Annotated in this window: 18 protein-coding genes and 1 tRNA gene; 4 read left to right on the top strand and 15 right to left on the bottom strand. The window is 68.8% G+C overall.

Annotation, left to right across the window (positions count from 1 at the left end):
* Window positions 1-132: 132 nt before the first annotated feature.
* A tRNA-Leu gene (locus tag GQ56_RS0111190) sits at window positions 133-217 on the bottom strand.
* Window positions 218-359: 142 nt separating this feature from the next.
* Here GQ56_RS0111190 and GQ56_RS0111195 point away from each other — a divergent pair.
* The gene (locus tag GQ56_RS0111195; protein ID WP_031398740.1) at window positions 360-1,685 is read left to right on the top strand and encodes a leucine-rich repeat-containing protein kinase family protein; all 1,326 of its coding nucleotides are present in this window, start codon (window positions 360-362) and stop codon (window positions 1,683-1,685) included.
* 15 nt (window positions 1,686-1,700) lie between these two features.
* Here GQ56_RS0111195 and GQ56_RS0111200 read toward each other — a convergent pair whose 3' ends face one another.
* The 7 genes from GQ56_RS0111200 to GQ56_RS0111230 all read right to left on the bottom strand — a co-directional run bounded on the left by GQ56_RS0111200 (window position 1,701) and on the right by GQ56_RS0111230 (window position 6,617).
* Window positions 1,701-2,330 carry a LysE family translocator gene (locus tag GQ56_RS0111200; RefSeq protein ID WP_031398741.1) on the bottom strand — a complete coding sequence of 210 codons (630 nt, stop codon included), beginning with the start codon at window positions 2,328-2,330 and terminating at the stop codon, window positions 1,701-1,703.
* A gap of 95 nt (window positions 2,331-2,425) precedes the next feature.
* Complete coding sequence (locus GQ56_RS46030; RefSeq protein WP_162836101.1) at window positions 2,426-2,599, bottom strand: hypothetical protein; 174 nt, start codon at window positions 2,597-2,599, stop codon at window positions 2,426-2,428.
* Window positions 2,600-2,630: 31 nt separating this feature from the next.
* Window positions 2,631-3,077: a copper chaperone PCu(A)C gene (locus tag GQ56_RS0111210; RefSeq protein ID WP_031398742.1), complete on the bottom strand. Its 447-nt coding sequence runs from the start codon at window positions 3,075-3,077 to the stop codon at window positions 2,631-2,633.
* A 201-nt stretch (window positions 3,078-3,278) separates the two neighbouring features.
* Window positions 3,279-3,653: a DUF2946 domain-containing protein gene (locus GQ56_RS0111215; protein WP_031398743.1), complete on the bottom strand. Its 375-nt coding sequence runs from the start codon at window positions 3,651-3,653 to the stop codon at window positions 3,279-3,281.
* Window positions 3,654-3,745: 92 nt separating this feature from the next.
* Entirely contained in the window at window positions 3,746-4,240 is a 495-nt protein-coding gene (locus GQ56_RS0111220) for an SRPBCC family protein (RefSeq protein WP_031398744.1), read from the bottom strand.
* A 73-nt stretch (window positions 4,241-4,313) separates the two neighbouring features.
* Window positions 4,314-4,616, bottom strand: a complete 303-nt coding sequence (locus GQ56_RS0111225; protein WP_031398745.1) for a 2Fe-2S iron-sulfur cluster-binding protein — start codon at window positions 4,614-4,616, stop codon at window positions 4,314-4,316.
* Window positions 4,617-4,700: 84 nt separating this feature from the next.
* A complete protein-coding gene (locus GQ56_RS0111230; protein ID WP_031398746.1) occupies window positions 4,701-6,617 on the bottom strand; it encodes a sigma-54-dependent Fis family transcriptional regulator in 1,917 nt (638 codons plus the stop codon).
* A gap of 494 nt (window positions 6,618-7,111) precedes the next feature.
* Here GQ56_RS0111230 and GQ56_RS47040 point away from each other — a divergent pair, with 494 nt between their 5' ends.
* The gene (locus GQ56_RS47040) at window positions 7,112-7,387 is read left to right on the top strand and encodes a DUF2964 family protein (RefSeq protein WP_240674446.1); all 276 of its coding nucleotides are present in this window, start codon (window positions 7,112-7,114) and stop codon (window positions 7,385-7,387) included.
* A gap of 241 nt (window positions 7,388-7,628) precedes the next feature.
* A complete protein-coding gene (locus tag GQ56_RS0111240) occupies window positions 7,629-7,916 on the top strand; it encodes a DUF1488 family protein (protein WP_006486743.1) in 288 nt (95 codons plus the stop codon).
* 238 nt (window positions 7,917-8,154) lie between these two features.
* On the opposite strand, the gene GQ56_RS0111245 is transcribed toward GQ56_RS0111240, so the two are convergent.
* Window positions 8,155-9,456, bottom strand: a complete 1,302-nt coding sequence (locus GQ56_RS0111245) for an NCS2 family permease (RefSeq protein WP_031398748.1) — start codon at window positions 9,454-9,456, stop codon at window positions 8,155-8,157.
* 759 nt (window positions 9,457-10,215) lie between these two features.
* Here GQ56_RS0111245 and GQ56_RS0111255 point away from each other — a divergent pair.
* Window positions 10,216-10,494: a hypothetical protein gene (locus GQ56_RS0111255; protein WP_011354312.1), complete on the top strand. Its 279-nt coding sequence runs from the start codon at window positions 10,216-10,218 to the stop codon at window positions 10,492-10,494.
* A gap of 160 nt (window positions 10,495-10,654) precedes the next feature.
* Here GQ56_RS0111255 and GQ56_RS0111265 read toward each other — a convergent pair whose 3' ends face one another.
* From GQ56_RS0111265 to GQ56_RS0111290, 6 genes are all read right to left on the bottom strand, one after another.
* Window positions 10,655-11,029: a DUF2917 domain-containing protein gene (locus GQ56_RS0111265; protein ID WP_031398749.1), complete on the bottom strand. Its 375-nt coding sequence runs from the start codon at window positions 11,027-11,029 to the stop codon at window positions 10,655-10,657.
* Window positions 11,030-11,340: 311 nt separating this feature from the next.
* Complete coding sequence (locus tag GQ56_RS0111270) at window positions 11,341-11,718, bottom strand: DUF2917 domain-containing protein (RefSeq protein WP_031398750.1); 378 nt, start codon at window positions 11,716-11,718, stop codon at window positions 11,341-11,343.
* Window positions 11,719-11,968: 250 nt separating this feature from the next.
* Window positions 11,969-12,256: a hypothetical protein gene (locus GQ56_RS0111275; RefSeq protein ID WP_031398751.1), complete on the bottom strand. Its 288-nt coding sequence runs from the start codon at window positions 12,254-12,256 to the stop codon at window positions 11,969-11,971.
* Window positions 12,257-12,334: 78 nt separating this feature from the next.
* The gene (locus tag GQ56_RS0111280; RefSeq protein ID WP_031398752.1) at window positions 12,335-13,240 is read right to left on the bottom strand and encodes a metal-dependent hydrolase; all 906 of its coding nucleotides are present in this window, start codon (window positions 13,238-13,240) and stop codon (window positions 12,335-12,337) included.
* 30 nt (window positions 13,241-13,270) lie between these two features.
* Window positions 13,271-15,058 (bottom strand): SDR family oxidoreductase, encoded by a 1,788-nt coding sequence (locus GQ56_RS0111285; protein ID WP_031398753.1) that lies wholly within the window; start codon window positions 15,056-15,058, stop codon window positions 13,271-13,273.
* 44 nt (window positions 15,059-15,102) lie between these two features.
* Window positions 15,103-16,002, bottom strand: a complete 900-nt coding sequence (locus tag GQ56_RS0111290) for a M24 family metallopeptidase (RefSeq protein ID WP_031398754.1) — start codon at window positions 16,000-16,002, stop codon at window positions 15,103-15,105.
* Window positions 16,003-16,029: the final 27 nt, after the last annotated feature.

Below are 16,029 nucleotides of genomic sequence, written 5' to 3' on the forward strand. Positions count from 1 at the left end.
CGTCCGGTGGCGCCGGGGCGAAGCCTGGATATCGGGGAATCGGAAACGGAGGTGCGCGATGGCGCAGGATGATCGTCGATCGTTGCCGGCATGCGTGTGTCGCATGCGATGCAAGGACGCGAAGAGAGCGTCTGGTGCCGACGGCGAGACTCGAACTCGCACAGCTTTCGCCACTACCCCCTCAAGATAGCGTGTCTACCAATTTCACCACGTCGGCACTGCAAGGGGCGCAATTCTAGCGCGGCATCGCGCGTTTGTGAAGGGGGGGTGACACGGCGCGCGATGCACGCGAAGGCGATCCCGGTAGAATTCGGGCGATCGGCCCGACGATCATCGCAACCGCAACGCGCTTTCTTCCCGTGACACACACCCTCGAACAACTGCAGGCCGGACAATTGTCGGGCGCGCGGCAGCTCAAGCTTGCCGGCGGACTGACCGAATTCCCCCGCGAGATCTTCGATCTCGCCGACACGCTCGAAGTGCTCGACCTGACCGGCAACGCGCTGTCCGCGCTGCCGGACGACCTGCCGCGGCTGCACCGCCTGCGCATCCTGTTCGCGTCGGGCAACCGTTTCACCGCATTCCCCGACGTGCTCGGCGCGTGCGGCCAGCTCGACATGATCGGTTTCAAGGCGAACCGGATCCGCACGGTGCCGCGCGGTTCGCTGCCGCGCGCGCTGCGCTGGCTGATTCTCACCGACAACGCGATCGACGCGCTTCCCGCCGATATTGGCGACTGTTCGCGGCTGCAGAAGCTGATGCTCGCCGGCAACCAGCTGCGCGCGCTGCCCGCGGAAATGGCCGCATGCCGTGCGCTGGAACTGGTGCGCCTGTCGGCGAACCGGCTCGACGCATTGCCCGACTGGCTGCTGCGCCTGCCGCGCCTCGCGTGGCTTGCCGCGGCAGGCAACCCGTTCGGCGCCGCGACGGAGGCCGCGGCATCGGCCGGGCCGGAGGTCGCGGACATCGACTGGGCGTCGCTGGCATGCGGGCCGAAGCTGGGCGAGGGCGCGTCGGGCGTGATCTACCGCGCGCAATGGCAGGCGCACGGGCATGCGCCACGGGCGGTCGCGGTCAAGCTGTTCAAGGGCGCGGTGACGAGCGACGGCCTCCCCGATTGCGAAATGGCGGCGTGCCTGCACGCCGGCCGCCATCCGCACGTGATCCCGGTGATCGGCAAGGTGAGCAGGCATCCGGACGGCGCCCACGGACTCGTGATGGAGCTGGTCGATCCCGCGCTGACCAACCTCGCCGGGCCGCCGAGCTTCGCGTCCTGCACGCGCGACGTGTATGCGGCCGACGCGCGCTTCGAGCCGGCGGCGGCGGTGCGGATCGCTCACGGCATCGCGTCGGCCGCGGGCCATCTGCATGCGCGCGGCATCATGCACGGCGACCTGTACGCGCACAACATCCTGCACGATGGCAGCGGCGGCGCGCTGCTCGGGGATTTCGGCGCGGCGTCGCTCTACGATGTGAACGACCGCACGCGCGGCGCCAGGTTCGAGCGGATCGAGGTGCGGGCGTTCGGCCATCTGCTCGGTGAGTTGCTCGCGCGATGCGAACCGCCCGTCCGGGCGGATGGGGCGGCGCTCGATGCGCTGGCGGCGGCCTGCGTGAACGAGGAGGTCGACGCGCGGCCGTCGTTCGGCGAGATCGCGGCCGTGCTGGCCGCGCACAGGCACTGACGGGTTCGCGGCGGCTTATGCCTGCCGCGCGGTCAGCAGCTTGATTCCGAGCCCGACGAACAGCAGCCCGCTGGCGCGCTTGAGCGCCTGCACGGTGCGGCTCATGCCGAAGCCGCGATGGAACCGGCGCACGCCGGCCGAATAGACGCTGTGAACGACCACGACGGTGCACGCGATCGTCGCGTACATCACGACGAACTGCAGCGCGAGTGGGCGGTCGTGCGCGATGAACTGCGGCATGAACGCCGACAGGAAGATCATCGTCTTCGGGTTGCTGCCCGACACGAACAGCGCTTCGCGGAACAGCTTCCCGCGGTCGGGCACGGCGCCGGCCGTCGCGCCGGTGGACGCGGCGGGCTTGCGGTCGCCGCGCAGTTGCCGGACGCCCAGCCACATCAGGTATGCGGCGCCGACCACCTTCATCGTGACGAACAGCGGCGGCATCGCGGCCAGCACCGCGCCGACGCCGAGTGCGACGAGCAGCACGACCACGCCTTGCGCGACGAGGTTGCCCGCGATCGTCGCGGCCGTGCCGCGCGAACCGTAGCGCACCGTGTTGCGGATCACGAGCAGCACGTTCGGCCCCGGCGACAGCGTCGTGGCGAGATAGGCTGCGGCAAACAGCATCCAGGTCTGAATGGACATGCGGGGTTCGGGAAACGGTTCCGGCGGTCGGGATGACACGATGGTGCCACGCCAAAAAAGAGCAGCGTGGCCCGGAACCGCGCCGTCGCGGCGCGTCAGCGCGCGTCGCGCACGCAGTACGCGGGGCTCGACGGCGACGTGTCGATCGCGGCGGGCCGCGTCATCCACGCGATCCACCCGGCCCAGATCCCGCAGACGATCAGCACCGCGACATTCAACGGCGTCCGGTAGCGGACGATCAGGTCGGCCAGCGGCAGGCGGTCTTTCATGTGAGTCTCCTTCGACGAGGGGCGGGTGGCGTTACTGGCCGGCGTAGGTCGGCGCCTTGGCGTCGCAGGTCACGGACACCGTCGAGCCGTCCGCGAAATGCAGCCGGAACGGCACCTTCGCGCCGGGCGCGACGGCCTGGCGCGGTTGCTCCAGCATCACGTGATAGCTTTTCGGCTTGAACGTCACCGTGCCGTGCGCGGGCACCTCGACCGCGTCGACGTGAACCATCTTCGCGGTGCTGCCATTCGTCTGCGTTTCATGCAGCATCGCCATGCCGTACGCGGGCGTGTCGATGCCCGTCAGCGTGACGGGCGCGTCGCCGTCGTTCTTCAGCGTGAAATAGCCGGACGACGGCACCGTCGCCGGCATCGCGCGGATCCAGCAGGCGTCGGCCTGCACGGCCGGCGCGGCGAATGTGGCGGGCGCCTGCAGCGCCAGCAGTGCGAACAGCAGGCAGGTCGGAATCGGGCGTTTCATGGTGGGTTCTCCTGATGAGGGTGCAGCGGGTATCGGTGACGATGCGGCCGGCGCGACCTGCCGCGCGCATCGCGGACACGGTTTCAGCGCGCCGCGCGCGATGCGACGGCGGTTGATCGTCCTTCGAAACGTGGCAGGTCGCGCCCGCAGACGGCGTGCGCGGGCCGCGCGATGCGTAGCGGCATCGCGCGGAACGGCGGGTCAGGACGCGAGCGGAGGCGCGCGCGGTTGCGCGGCCGTCAGCGGCAGCGCGCGGCGCAGGCTGTCGAAGCGCGCGGCTTCGCGATGCGGGAGTGCGTGCGGGTCGGCCGCGAACGTCAGTTCGGGCGCGGGCAGGGCGGGGGAATGGGCCAGCAGGCTGCAATAGCCGCACGCGTGGAGGTGCGCTTGCAGGCTCTTCGACGGCGCATCGGCAGAGTGGCCGGCGGCCGGCGCGGCCGAGCAGTAGCCGGCCAGCAGCGCATCGACGCGCTGCTGCGTCGTCAGCGCCTGCGAGATCGTCGGCGCGAGCGCCGTCAGCAGGATGGCGAGCATCCCGATCAGACTGCCGATCTTCCGGAGGCGACGACTCAGCATGCGATGCGTGGCGGCGTGTGGACGACGATGGAGCGGATTATGCCACGCACGTCGTTGCGCAAGGCGTGCAGGACGTGCGACGTGGCGGCGCGCTATGCGTGCTGCGCCAGGTATTTCGCGATCAGCGTCATCTGGGCGGCCCAGCCCCGATCGTTCATCTCGTGCGCCTGTGCGCGGCGCGCCTCGATCAACCGGTCGAAGCCCGTTTCGGTGACGGTGAGCAGCGTGCCGCCGGCCTGGGCGGCGAGCGCGAACGTGACGAGCGTCATCAGCTCGGACGTGTAATCGGTATTCGGATCGATGGCGAACGGATGCCAGCGGAACGAGAACAGCTGCTTCGGCTCGACGCGATCGACGACGATTTCGAACACGGTGCCTGCGTAGGGCTCCTGCGTTTTCGCGACGTCGTCGTCGACGCGCGTCGGCGTGATGCGGCCGAACAACGGCTGGCCGGCCGCGAACGGCCCGTCGAACGTGACGCCGAACCACTGGCCGAATTCGCCGGCGTTGCTGACGGCTTCCCACACGCGGTCGGGCGATGCGGCGAGCAGGGCCTGCTTTTCGATGCGGCCGGTTTGCCGGGGCATGACCATGACGTTCTCCTCGCAGGATCGACCGTTGCCGGACGGCACGCGCGAGTGCGCGCGCCATGAACGGCCGCTAGTCGAGCATGACCGCGTCGGGCACGTCGAGCACGAGGTCCGACGTCGCGACGGCCACGCATGGCAGCGTATAGCCGTCGGCCTTTTCCTCGCGGCTCAACCCGGGCCATTCGATCGTGTAGCGTACGCTGCCGCTGACGATTCGGCAAAGGCAGCTTCGGCACGTGCCGTTGCGGCACGAGCGCGGCAGCGACACGCGCGCGAAGGCGGCGGCTTCGAGCAGCGTCAGCGAATCGGGCGCATCGAAGGTCGCGCCGAGCGGCTCGATGCGCACGAGGGGAGGGTGTTCCGGATCGGTCATGACGGAGGCGGGCGGCGGTTCGGCGGGGCAACGCGCCAAGCATACCCGAACGCGCCGGCGGCCGGCGTCGGCCGGCCGCGAGCGTCAATGCCGGCGCAGGTGCCGATAGACGGTGTTGCGCGCGAGACCCAGCTCGCGCGCGGCCGCCGACACGTTGCCGCGATGGCGCGCGAGCGCGGCGTCGATCACCGCGGCCTGGTGGCTTTGCAGCGTCGTTCCGTCGTGCGTGCCGGCCGACGCGGCGGGCGTTGCGGCGGGCAACGCGGCCGGTGCGCCGTCACGGTCGCCGTCGCAGTCGAGCCAGAAATCGTCGGGCAAATGCGCGAGCGTGATCTCGGCTTCGTCTTCGGCGAGCATGCCGGCCGTGCGCAGCACGTTGGTCATCTGTCGCAGGTTGCCGGGCCAGCGGTGGCGCGTGAACGCGTCGAGCACGTCGGCCGCGATGCGGCGCGGCATCGGTTCGCTGCGCGCGAGCCGCGCGAGGATCCGCTCGACGAGCGCGGGCAGGTCGGTGCGCGCGGCGAGCGCCGGCAGCGTGACCGCGAGCCCGTTGATCCGGTAGAACAGGTCTTCGCGGAACGTGCCTTCCGCGATCATCGCGCGCAGGTCGCGATGGGTCGCGCAGACCACGCGCACGTCGACCGGCACCGCACGGGCGCTGCCGAGCGGCATCACCGCGCGTTCCTGCAGCACGCGCATCAGCCTGACCTGCTGGGCGAGCGGCATGTCGCCGATTTCGTCGAGAAACAGCGTGCCGCCGTCGGCCTGCACGATCTTGCCGGGGCTGCCGCGCTTGCGTGCGCCGGTGAACGCGCCGTCCTCGTAGCCGAACAGTTCCGCCTCGATCAGCGAATCGGGCAGCGCCGCGCAGTTGACCGCGACGAACGGGCCGTCCGCGCGCGGCGACGCCTGGTGCAGCGCGCGGGCGAGCCATTCCTTGCCGGTGCCGGTCTGGCCGAGGATCAGGAGCGGCAGGTCGCGCCCGCGGATCTTCGCGACGCGTTCGAGCACGGCGGCCATGCGCGCGTCGCCGGTATCGAGCGTCGCGAACGTGATCGCATCGGGGTCGGGCGCGCGCATGCGCGCCGCCGGCGCGGGCGGCGTGACGGCGACGGTCGCCTTCTGCGCTTCCGGGAATTCGCAGCGGGCGAGCACCCGCACGCCGGTCGACAGCGTGAGGCGGAACGTGGCTCCCGGCGAGCGGGCGGCCTGCTGCGCGAGCTGGCCGAAGCGCATCCCGAACAGGGCGTCGCTCGCCTGATGCCGCAGTGCGTCGAACGATGCACCGAGCTGGAATTGCGCGCTGCGGTTCGCGGCGATCAATCCGCCATCGGGGCCGAACGCGACGAGCCCGGCGAACAGCGAATCGACGCAATCCTCGTGCGCGTGAAAGCGCAGCCGCAGTGCTTCGCCGCACTGGTTCGCGAACAGGTGGTTCTCGATCAGTTGCGCGGACATGCGCACGAGCGCGAGCGTATGCGGGCTGGAGCCGCGCGGGTCGCCGCTGACATCGAGCGTGCCGAGCGTGCGGCCGAACGGATCGACGATCGGTGCGCACGCGCAGGTGAGGATGTGGTTGGCGCGCAGGAAATGTTCGGAGCCGTGCACGACGACGGCCTGGCCCGCCGCGAGCGCGGTGCCGATCGCGTTGGTGCCGCGCGCGCCTTCGGCCCACGACACGCCGGTGCACAGCGCGACGCGGTTGGCTTTTTCGATGAAGTCGGCGTCGCCGATGCTGTGCAGGATCACGCCGTCGGCGTCGGTCAGCAGCACGAGGCTTTGCGTATCGGCGATTTGCGCGTGGAGATCTTCCATCACCGGGCGCGCATGCGAGAACAGCGTGTGATTCGTGTCGAGCAGCTCGCGCAGCGCGATGTGCGACAGCGGAGCGAAATCCGGGCGTTCGTGCGCGCGCAGGCCGACCGCGGTCGAACGGGCATGCGCCTGCGCGAGCAGGTCGGTGCGACCCGCGGTGGCGGGCAGCACGAAGGGTTGCGGCATGACTTGTCTCCTGTCGGCCCCAGTTAGCGCTTCAGCGCTTACTGGGGCCCCATGCTTCGCGGTCGGCGCCCAGTTAGCGCTTCAGCGCTTGCTGGGGCCCCATGCTTCGCGGTCGGCCCCGGTTGGCGCTTCAGCGCTTGCAGGGGCCCCATGCTTCGCGGTCGGTCCCGGTTGGCGCTTCAGCGCTTGCTGGGGCCCCATGCTTCGCGGTCGGCCCCGGTAAGTGCATTAGCGCTTGCAGGGCCCCACGCTTCACGGTCGGCCCCGGCTGGCACCCTGGCGCTTGCCGGAATCCCATGCGTCTCGATCGGCACAGTTCGTGCCCCGGTGTGTTCGACGCCGCTTTGCCGAAACCGTCTGCGGATTCGATGCGCCGCTTGCGACGTGGCGTCGACGTGCGAAATTCCACCCTCCGGGTACGCATCATCATACAAGCGCCGCGCCCGGCGCGCGACCGCGTACAAAATCCCCTTGCTTTTAAATACCCGCCTGCAATGATGGAAATGGAGCACGCACGCGCCGTGTTCCGCATTGCAACATGCATGCGACGCGACATGCATCCGTTCGGGAGACGCATCATGGTTCGGACGGAACTGAGAGTCGTGCTGGCGGCCATCGCCACCTTCATCATGCTGGGCGGCATCGCCGTGGCGATCCACGGGCTGCTGTTCGATCTGACCGACGCGGTGCGATACGGGGCGGCCGCGATCGCGGTAGGCGCCACGACGGCTGCGATCGCGCTCAACGTCTGGCCGACCGATCCGCACTGACGCCGCTTTCCGAATCGGTGCCGGATGCCGCGCTGATCTGATGAAATGCGCGTCGGAACGCCGCACGCCGGAAATTTTGTCTCCTGCGCGAAACCGTCTAAAGTGGAAATCAACCGGCATGCACGTCCCGCGCCATCACCCCGCGGGCCGGGCCTCCGCCGGCGAGCCCGCGTACGTTTCGTCCGGCCGGCAGCGGACGACGGACGCGGTCATTCGTTTTCCACCGGTCGAGGCGGCTCCCATGCAGATCCATTTCACGAACGAGAAGCCCGAGTATTCGGGGCGCGACCTGATGCTCGGATTCACGGCATTGGTCAATGGCGAGCGCGTTCAATGTCAGATCACCGCCGAGGCGCTGGAAGACCACTTCGGTGCGGCGTCGCCGCGCTTCGAGGACATGGTCGGCGCATTCGACCAGCACCGCGAGCGCATCGAGGCGGCCGCACGGCGCTTGCTGTCCGAGACGCGCGCGCAATGCGTGACGCTGCGCAGCGGCTACGTCCGCTTCTACGAGGCGAACTGGCGCTGACGACGGCACGACGTCCGTCTTCCGGCGCGCCGCCGGGCGCCGCGCCTGCGAAGACCCTGGCTTGCACGCGATGCCGTTCGGCGGGGCCGGGCGGCATTTTCACATGCGCGCCGTGCGGGCGCGCGGCATGACCGACGCCGCCGGCTCGCGAGGAGCGCACGCAACGGACATCGTCCGGAAACGACGACGCCACCCGAAGGTGGCGTCGTTTCATCGTGGGTTGCGCGACGCGCAGCCGTCACTCGCTGCCGAGATAGAAGAAGCGGAACAGGAACACGGCCGCGATGATCCACACGATCGGCTTGACCGTGCGAGCCTGGCCCGTCAGCAGCTTGAGGCCGCCGTACGAGATGAAGCCGAACGCGACGCCGTTCGCGATCGAGTACGTGAACGGCATCAGCAGCGCGGTGAGCGCGGCCGGCACGGCTTCGGTCGCATCGTCCCAGGGCACGTCGACCATCTCGCGCAGCATCAGGCACGACACGTACAGCAGTGCCGGCGCGGTTGCGTAGGCCGGCACGACGCCGGCGAGCGGCGCGATGAACAGGCACGCGAGGAACAGCACCGCGACGGTGACGGCCGTCATGCCGGTGCGGCCGCCGGCCTGCACGCCGGATGCGCTTTCGATGTACGCGGTGGTCGACGACGTGCCGAGCACCGAGCCCGCGACGATCGCCGTGCTGTCGGCGAGCAGCGCCTTGTTCAGGCGGTTCATCTTGCCTTCGACGAGCAGGCCCGCGCGGTTCGCGACGCCCATCAGCGTGCCGGTCGCATCGAACAGCTCGACCAGGAAGAACACGAGGATCACGTTGATGATGCCGGTCGACAGCGCGGCGCCGATGTCGAGCTTGAACAGCGTCGCGTCGATCGACGGCGGCGCGGAGAACACGCCGTGGAACTGGTTGTCGCCGAAGAAGAACGACAGGACGGTGACGCCGATGATGCCGATCAGGATCGCGCCGCGCACGCGCAGGTGGTCGAGCGTGACGATCGTGAAGAAGCCGACGATCGCGAGGATCGTGTCGTGCTTGTGCAGGTTGCCGAGCGTGACGAGCGTGGCCGGGTTGCCGACGATCACGCCCGACGTCTTCAGCGAGATGATGCCGAGGAACAGGCCGATCCCCGCGGTGATGGAGATCCGCAGCGATTTCGGAATGCCGTTGACGATCGCCTCGCGCACGCGGAACAGCGTGACGAGCAGGAACAGGCAGCCGGAGATGAACACCGCGCCCAGCGCGGCCTGCCACGTGAAGCCCATGCCCTTGACGACCGTGTACGCGAAATACGCGTTCAGGCCCATGCCGGGCGCGCAGGCGATCGGGTAGTTCGCGTACAGCCCCATGATGATCGACGCCAGCGCCGCGACGAGGCAGGTCGCGACGAACACGGATTCCTTCGGCATGCCGGCGTCGCCGAGGATCGCGGGGTTGACGAAGATGATGTAGGCCATCGTCAGGAACGTGGTGACGCCCGCGAGTATTTCGGTGCGGAAGTCGGTGCCGGCTTCAGCGAAGCCGAAATACCGCTTGATGGATTCCATGAAGGCGTTTCTCCGGTCGGGTTGTCGTGTTGCTTGTTGTGCCGAATTGTTGTAAAGGCAGTGCGCGGCCGGCCTACTGTAACCAGCCACTATTGCCCGGCTATCGGCGGATTGTAATAGCGCGGATAGCTCGGACGATATAGTTGAAGGGTACGATCGCGCAGCCCGGCTGCCTGCGCGCGAACGGTCTGGCAGCCCGGCCGCGCGGCGAAGGCGCGCATTTTACCGGTTCGGGCGAAGCGGGCCGGAGGAAATGGCGGATTGGACGAAAAGGCGGGGCACGCGAACGCAACGTGCCGATGCGTGCGCAACGGCACGCCGGCCGCGGTGCGCGTGACGGATGCGCGATGACATCCGGGTGAAACGGAGCGACCTCAAGCTGAACGGACACGGTGCGCGCCGTGCGCGTGCGGCGCACCTGTGCATGGCCGCGGCGGGCGCGGCCATTCGTCAGTCCAGACGGTTGCAGGCATCGGGCTATCCTGCTCCGAAGCCGTTCCGTCCGCAACTGTCATGTTGCGATACGGGAGCGACTGTGGTTTCTGTGTAAAAGATTGCAAGACCCCATCGCATAAACCGGCAAGTCTTTCTAGGATAGATACACCGCACATGCACACGCCGGCCGGTCATTGCCGACGCGGGGGAGTCGCAGTCCGTGCAGGCAGGCGGTGAAGTGCGGTCAAGGCCGTTGCGCGTTCGGGCAGGCACGGCCGATTGCGATTGCCCGATGCGGGTTCGTCCGTAATCACGGAGGTCAGCATGTTGAACTGGATCAGCCGTTGGGCGATGCGACACGCCCCCACGCCGGAAAAAACCGCTGCATCGATGCTCGTGACGGCGCGCATGGAACTGTTCGCAGCCGAACAGCGCGTCATCGATGCGAAATTACAGGCGGATTACTGGCGCACACGTGTGTCATTCCTCGAAGAGGTGCAGAAACAGGGCATCGATCCGTGGGTGACCTCGCAGGCCGCGCAGCGCCCCGACCTCGAATCCACTCCCCGAAGCACGGGCCCGCGTCTCGCCGCCAGCACCTGATGCACCTGCTGCATCCGGTCGCTGCGCACGGCGCGCGATCGCTCGCGGCACGCAGGCGCGTGCCGCGTCATTCGATGCGCACCTGCGGCGCGTAACGCCGCGGGTGCGTCCGTTTCCTGTCGCGGCCGTTCCGCGCGAGACGTGCCTGACGGCGCGTCGTTCATCCGCTGTTTCTCCCTGCGCCGAAAAGCAAACGTTGCACTTGCGCGAGCGTGCGTCTGAACCGCTCGCCGCGCGTCACCCACGCCGTCGTGATCGACGCTTCGGCGGCGACGTCGCCCTCCGTGCCGAGCCAGATGCGTTCGCCGCGCGCGATGCGCAGCACGTCGCCCGGCCGCACCCGGTAATCGTCGACGGCGGGCGGGCGCGTGATCCACAGCGCCGCGCCGTGCGCGCGGATCTCCGCGTCGCGCGGGGCGCGCCACGTCATCGTCGTGCGCGGCGCGACCGCGAAACGGATCACGACGGTCGGTAATGCGATCGCGCCGGCGCGGCGCCGGTCGGGACGGTCAAACAGCGGGCTTGCGTGGTCCATCGTCTTCTCCATTCAGTGAGCCGGATGGACGACGGGCACGACAACAAAAAGGCCTCGTCCGTTTCCGGCGAGGCCTCGTGTGACATGCGGTACTGCTCGATCGCTAACGCACAAGCGCCTCCCGTGAACCATTCTTTCGAATGTTCATCGAGCAATGAATCGCGATCGCGACGGGCTTGAACGTAGGCATGCGAACGAGTTTCTCCGGATGGTGCGGTGTTGTCAACGACAATTTTAGAGATAAGCTGAGGGCGTCGTCGCGCTTCACGTGCTTCACGTGGCGGCCGCACACCCGGGCGGCGATGCGTTCGTCATTCGCGACTTCGCCATCGGTCGCGCAGCAGGCCGCGCATCCGGGCGAGGGCGCGCGCCGGCCACCCGCCGCGTTTCATCGGGTACGCGGTCGTGATCGATGCCGCGGCCGGGCGGTCGTCGTCGGTGCCTATCCAGATGCGGTCGCCACGTCGCACGCGCAGCATGTCGCCGGGGCGCAACCGGAAATCGTCGACGCAGCTCAGCCGTGTGATCCACAGCGTCGCACCGTGCACGCGGATCTCCGCGTCGTGCCGCGCGCGCCATGTCAGCGTCGTGCGCGGCGCGACCGTGAAATGCATCTCGATCTTGGGCAACGCGATCGCGTCGGTGCGGCACCGGTCGCGGCATACCATCAGCCGGCTTGCATGGTTCATCGTCATCTCCGTTCGTTGAGCCGGGCGGGACGACGCGCTCCATGAAAAAAAGGCCTCGTCCGTTTCCGGCGAGGCCTTGTGACATGCGTAACTGAATCTCGATGCTAACGCACAAGCGCCCCCCGTGATCGCCGCGTATGGGCGTTCACCGGTTTTGTAGTCGCGATGGCGTTGGGCTTGAGCATGGGCATGCGGAGCAGTGTGTCTTGGCAGCGCCGCAATGTCAACGGCGTTTTTGAGATAAGACGGGTTATGCGTCGCGTTGCGCGAGCCCGTTCACGAGCAGTTCGGACAGCAGGCCCGTCATCCCTTCCGGGTGCGTGGCCGCGCGCGCCTTGAGCTGTTCGACGAGCTCGGCGTTGAGCTTGCACGCGAACGGCACGAGGCCCTGTTCCTGGTCGAGCTTGCGTTGTGCGCGACGGTCGAGCTTGGCCGCATCGTCGGCGCTTTTGCCGAAACGCGCGGAGCCCGACTGCTTCATCGCGTGCGTCAGCTTGAGCGCCTTGTTCTTTTCGAGATCGGTTTTCTTCATGGCCATCGCGGCACCTCCGGGAAATGAAGCCGCGATTGTACGCATTTCGGCGGACGACGCCCGCCGGGCCGGCAGAAAATCCGGTCAGGCGCCCTTCGTCGTGCCCCAGTTGCCGCCGTGCGCGGCCGCCTGCGCCGCCGGCGAGCGGGCGAGGTAGGCGAGCGCCTGCTCGGTCGAGCCTTCGTGGTGCGGCGTATAGCCCGGTTTGAAATAGCGCAGCGCCGCGCCGATCACCTTCCAGAACGACGGCAGGTGCCCGCGCCGCGAACCTTGCCACCACGCGAGCACGAAGCCCGGGTAGCGGCCGGCGCCGGGGTCGCGCCGGTACATGAACTTCGCGCCCGTCGTGATGTAGTAGAGCAGCAGCACGATCACGAACGTCATGTGCAGGCAGCGCTCCGGATAGGTGCCGCCCATGTGCCGGTAGATGTCGAACGCGACGGTGCGGTGCTCGACTTCCTCGGCGCCGTGCCAGCGCAGCAGGTCGACCATCGTCGGGTCGGCGTTGCCTGCGTCGAGCCCGTGCGCGTTGAGCACCCAGTTGCCGAGATAGCCGAAGAAATGTTCGAGCGACGCGATCACGGCCAGCTGCTGCCGCAGCCAGAAACGCGTATGGCCGATCTTCAGCCCGAGCGGCTGTTCGCCGAGCACGCGCGTGAACAGCCGGTTCAGCTTTTGCGTGAACGGCTTCGTGTCGATCCCGTGCCGGTCGTAGTAGTGCTTGAGCACGCCGCCGTGCGAACGCGAATGCACGGCTTCCTGCCGCAGGAAGCCTTCGGCCTCGTCGCGCAGGCGCGCGTCGGTGATCAGCGGCAGCGCCTTGTTGTACACGCGGCAGAACCACAGCTCGCCTTCCGGGAACAGCAGGTTCAGCGTGTTGATGATGTGAGTGCTGCCCGGGTCGTTCGGCACCCAGGTGACCGGCGTGTCGCTGAAGTCGAACTTCACGTGCCGGGCCTTGATCTTGTGATAGTCGGCGGTATCGGTCATTCGTGTCTCCCTGTGCGGCGGCGTGCGCCGTCAATGCGATGCCATGCTGACGCGGGCGATCATCCGGCCCAGCCACGGCATGAAGCGGCCGACGAAGCGCAGCGCGTGCGCCTCGCCGCCGACCGCGACGACGGGGCGGTTGCGCAGCACGCCGTCGACCATCGCCTGCGCCACGGTTTCGGGTTTCAGTCCGCGCATCTGGTACAGCTTCGTCGCGCGCTTGCGCAGCCGCGCCTCGTCGCGTGCGTCGGCGCCCGCGTACTGCGTCGACGCCATGATTCCGGTTTCCGCGAAGCCGGGGCATACGGCCGTCACGCCGATGCCTTTCTCCGCGAGTTCCGCGCGCATGCATTCGCTGAGCATCAGCACGGCGGCCTTCGTCGTCGCATAGGCGGGCAGGTCGCGCGACGGCCCGAACGCGGCGGCCGACGCGGTGTTGACGATGTGGCCGCCAGTGCCGCGCGCGGCCATCTGCCGCGCAAACAGCCGCGAGCCGTGAATCACGCCCCACAGGTTCACGTGCAGGATGCGTTCCCAGTGCCGCGTGCTCGTGTCGAGGATGCCGCCGGCCATGCCGATGCCCGCGTTGTTGATCACGACGTCCGCGCCGCCGAGTTCGCTGCCGACCCACGCCGCAAGCGCTTCCATCTCGTCGGCGGACCCGACGTCGACGCGTTTCGCGATCGCTTGCGCACCGGTCAGCCCGATCAGCAGCGCGGTGCGTTCGGCGCTCGCGGCATCGATGTCGCACGCGACGACCGTCGCGCCTTCGCGGGCGAACGCGAGCGCCGCGCAGCGGCCGATGCCGCTGCCCGCGCCGGTCACCACCGCGACCTTGCCGCTGAACGGGCCGCTCGTCGGGCGGCGGCGCGCGTTCGCGAGCGCGGGCGGTTCGTTGCCCGATTCGACCGCGTCGATCAGTTCTCCGGCGAGGCCCGCGAAGCGGGCCGGGTCGGAGAGCGGCAGCCAGTGGCCGGCCGCGACTTCGCGGCGGTAGTACTGCGGCACCCAGCGCGACAGGTTCTCGGACAACGCGGGGCTCACGTACTTGTCGCCGAGCGGCACGATCGTCTGCACCGGCGCATGCGCGTGGCGCTCGCGCGGCGTGAACAGGCAGCGGATGAAGTTCGCGCGATAGAGGCGCACGCCGCGCGCGCCGTCGTCGGCCTGCGTCGGGCGCGGCGCGGCGGGCGTCTTCTCGAGCCGGCGCAGCAGGCGCGGCCACGCGCGGCCGAGCCACAGCCGCCAGCCGAGCTCGGGGATGAACGGCAGGTGAAACAGGTACACGTACCACGACCGCACGAGCTGGCCGCCGAGCCTCGCGAGCGACGCGGGCGTCGGGCGCAGCAGGCGTTCGCGCAGCCAGAAGCCGACATGGTCGAGGCACGGCCCCGAGCACGACGTGTACGACGCGATGCGGCCGGCGAGGCGCGGATCGGTGACGAATTCCCAGCCCTGGATCGAGCCCCAGTCGTGCGCGACCAGATGGACGGCCCGGCCGGGGCAGAGCGCGTCGATCACCGCGACGAAATCGTCGGTCAGCTTCGCGAGGTGGTAGTCGGCCGTGCGCTTCGGGGCGCCGGACAGGCCCGCGCCGCGCACGTCGTACGCGATCACGTAGTGCTTGCGCGCGAGCAGCGGCGCGACGTGCTGCCAGACGCTGCTGTCGTCGGGATAGCCGTGCACCAGCACGACCGGCGGGCGGGCCGGGTCGCCCCAGGTCCTGACCGCGAGCGTCAGGTCGCCGGAGGCGACCGCCGTCTCGCTGTGTACCGATTCGAACAGGGCCAGCGGCGCTTCGTCGGAGAGAGGCTGCATCGTGAGTCCGTCGTTCAGGGAGTCGGGAGGAAGAAGGGCGCGCGTCAGGCGGCGGCCGGCACGGTCGCCGCGGCCTGCGTGCGTTCGGCCAGGCGGTGCTGCCAGCGGCGCACGTGCGGCAGGTCGTCGTCGAGCCAGTACGCGTCGTCTTCCGTGATCACGAGCAGCTCCTCGAACTTCGCGCCGACACCGGCGAAGCCCAGGTGCGGCTCGACGGCCCACAGGCCCGGGACGGGCGCATGCTCGGAGCGGCGGTCGATCGACCACAGCGGCGACCAGCCCTGCTGCTTCGCCGCGCGGCCCTGGTCGAGCAGCAGGTTGCGCGTCGCGTTCAGCCCGAAGCGCGCGACGAAGCGCGGCTTCGACAGCGTGTGGATCTTCGCGACGCGATGCGCGAGCACCTTGAACGGATAGGCCTTGTGGCGCGGCTCGACGCCCTGGCGGCGGCACAGCGCGTCGACTTCCTGCGCGACCTCGGCCATCGGGCGGCGCGCCTTCACGAGCCGCACGATCAGGTCGCGATGGTCCATCAGGTCGTCCTGCAGTTGTTCGAGGATCGGGTTGTGGCCGAGGCAGTGCGCGTAGCCGACGTCCGCGACGATGCCGTCGAGCACGGGCGCGACGTCGAGGATCACCGGCATGTCGGTTTCGAGCTGGCGATTGCCCGGGAAGAACGCGAGATTGAAGCCGCCCATGTGCCTGAGGCCCGAGAAGCCGGCGAACGCGGTGCGGTCGCCGAACCAGGCGAACGGCTTGTGCAGCCAGTCGCGCACGCCGTTGTCCTGCAGCCATTCGGTCAGCAGGCGCGCGGCTTCCTTCTCGGTGATGCCCGGGTAGAGCATCGCGCCGACGGTTTCGACACAGCGGTAAGCCAGCTGCTGGACCGCGCGGAACTGCGGCAATTCGTCGAGGTGGACTTCCGGCAGCGAATGGCGGTCGGCCATGATGCGTCTCCATGTGTTGGCCCGCGC

It is taken from the genome of Burkholderia paludis (assembly GCF_000732615.1).
Taxonomy (GTDB): Bacteria; Pseudomonadota; Gammaproteobacteria; order Burkholderiales; family Burkholderiaceae; genus Burkholderia; species Burkholderia paludis.

Bases quoted from the DNA above. Each gene is read 5' to 3' on its own strand.
- GQ56_RS0111200 (WP_031398741.1), bottom strand. From the start codon at position 2,330: ATGTCCATTCAGACCTGGATGCTGTTTGCCGCAGCCTATCTCGCCACG.
- GQ56_RS46030 (WP_162836101.1), bottom strand. From the start codon at position 2,599: ATGAAAGACCGCCTGCCGCTGGCCGACCTGATCGTCCGCTACCGGACG.
- GQ56_RS0111210 (WP_031398742.1), bottom strand. From the start codon at position 3,077: ATGAAACGCCCGATTCCGACCTGCCTGCTGTTCGCACTGCTGGCGCTG.
- GQ56_RS0111215 (WP_031398743.1), bottom strand. From the start codon at position 3,653: ATGCTGAGTCGTCGCCTCCGGAAGATCGGCAGTCTGATCGGGATGCTC.
- GQ56_RS0111220 (WP_031398744.1), bottom strand. From the start codon at position 4,240: ATGCCCCGGCAAACCGGCCGCATCGAAAAGCAGGCCCTGCTCGCCGCA.
- GQ56_RS0111225 (WP_031398745.1), bottom strand. From the start codon at position 4,616: ATGACCGATCCGGAACACCCTCCCCTCGTGCGCATCGAGCCGCTCGGC.
- GQ56_RS0111230 (WP_031398746.1), bottom strand. From the start codon at position 6,617: ATGCCGCAACCCTTCGTGCTGCCCGCCACCGCGGGTCGCACCGACCTG.
- GQ56_RS47040 (WP_240674446.1), top strand. From the start codon at position 7,112: ATGATGGAAATGGAGCACGCACGCGCCGTGTTCCGCATTGCAACATGC.
- GQ56_RS0111240 (WP_006486743.1), top strand. From the start codon at position 7,629: ATGCAGATCCATTTCACGAACGAGAAGCCCGAGTATTCGGGGCGCGAC.
- GQ56_RS0111245 (WP_031398748.1), bottom strand. From the start codon at position 9,456: ATGGAATCCATCAAGCGGTATTTCGGCTTCGCTGAAGCCGGCACCGAC.
- GQ56_RS0111255 (WP_011354312.1), top strand. From the start codon at position 10,216: ATGTTGAACTGGATCAGCCGTTGGGCGATGCGACACGCCCCCACGCCG.
- GQ56_RS0111265 (WP_031398749.1), bottom strand. From the start codon at position 11,029: ATGGACCACGCAAGCCCGCTGTTTGACCGTCCCGACCGGCGCCGCGCC.
- GQ56_RS0111270 (WP_031398750.1), bottom strand. From the start codon at position 11,718: ATGAACCATGCAAGCCGGCTGATGGTATGCCGCGACCGGTGCCGCACC.
- GQ56_RS0111275 (WP_031398751.1), bottom strand. From the start codon at position 12,256: ATGGCCATGAAGAAAACCGATCTCGAAAAGAACAAGGCGCTCAAGCTG.
- GQ56_RS0111280 (WP_031398752.1), bottom strand. From the start codon at position 13,240: ATGACCGATACCGCCGACTATCACAAGATCAAGGCCCGGCACGTGAAG.
- GQ56_RS0111285 (WP_031398753.1), bottom strand. From the start codon at position 15,058: ATGCAGCCTCTCTCCGACGAAGCGCCGCTGGCCCTGTTCGAATCGGTA.
- GQ56_RS0111290 (WP_031398754.1), bottom strand. From the start codon at position 16,002: ATGGCCGACCGCCATTCGCTGCCGGAAGTCCACCTCGACGAATTGCCG.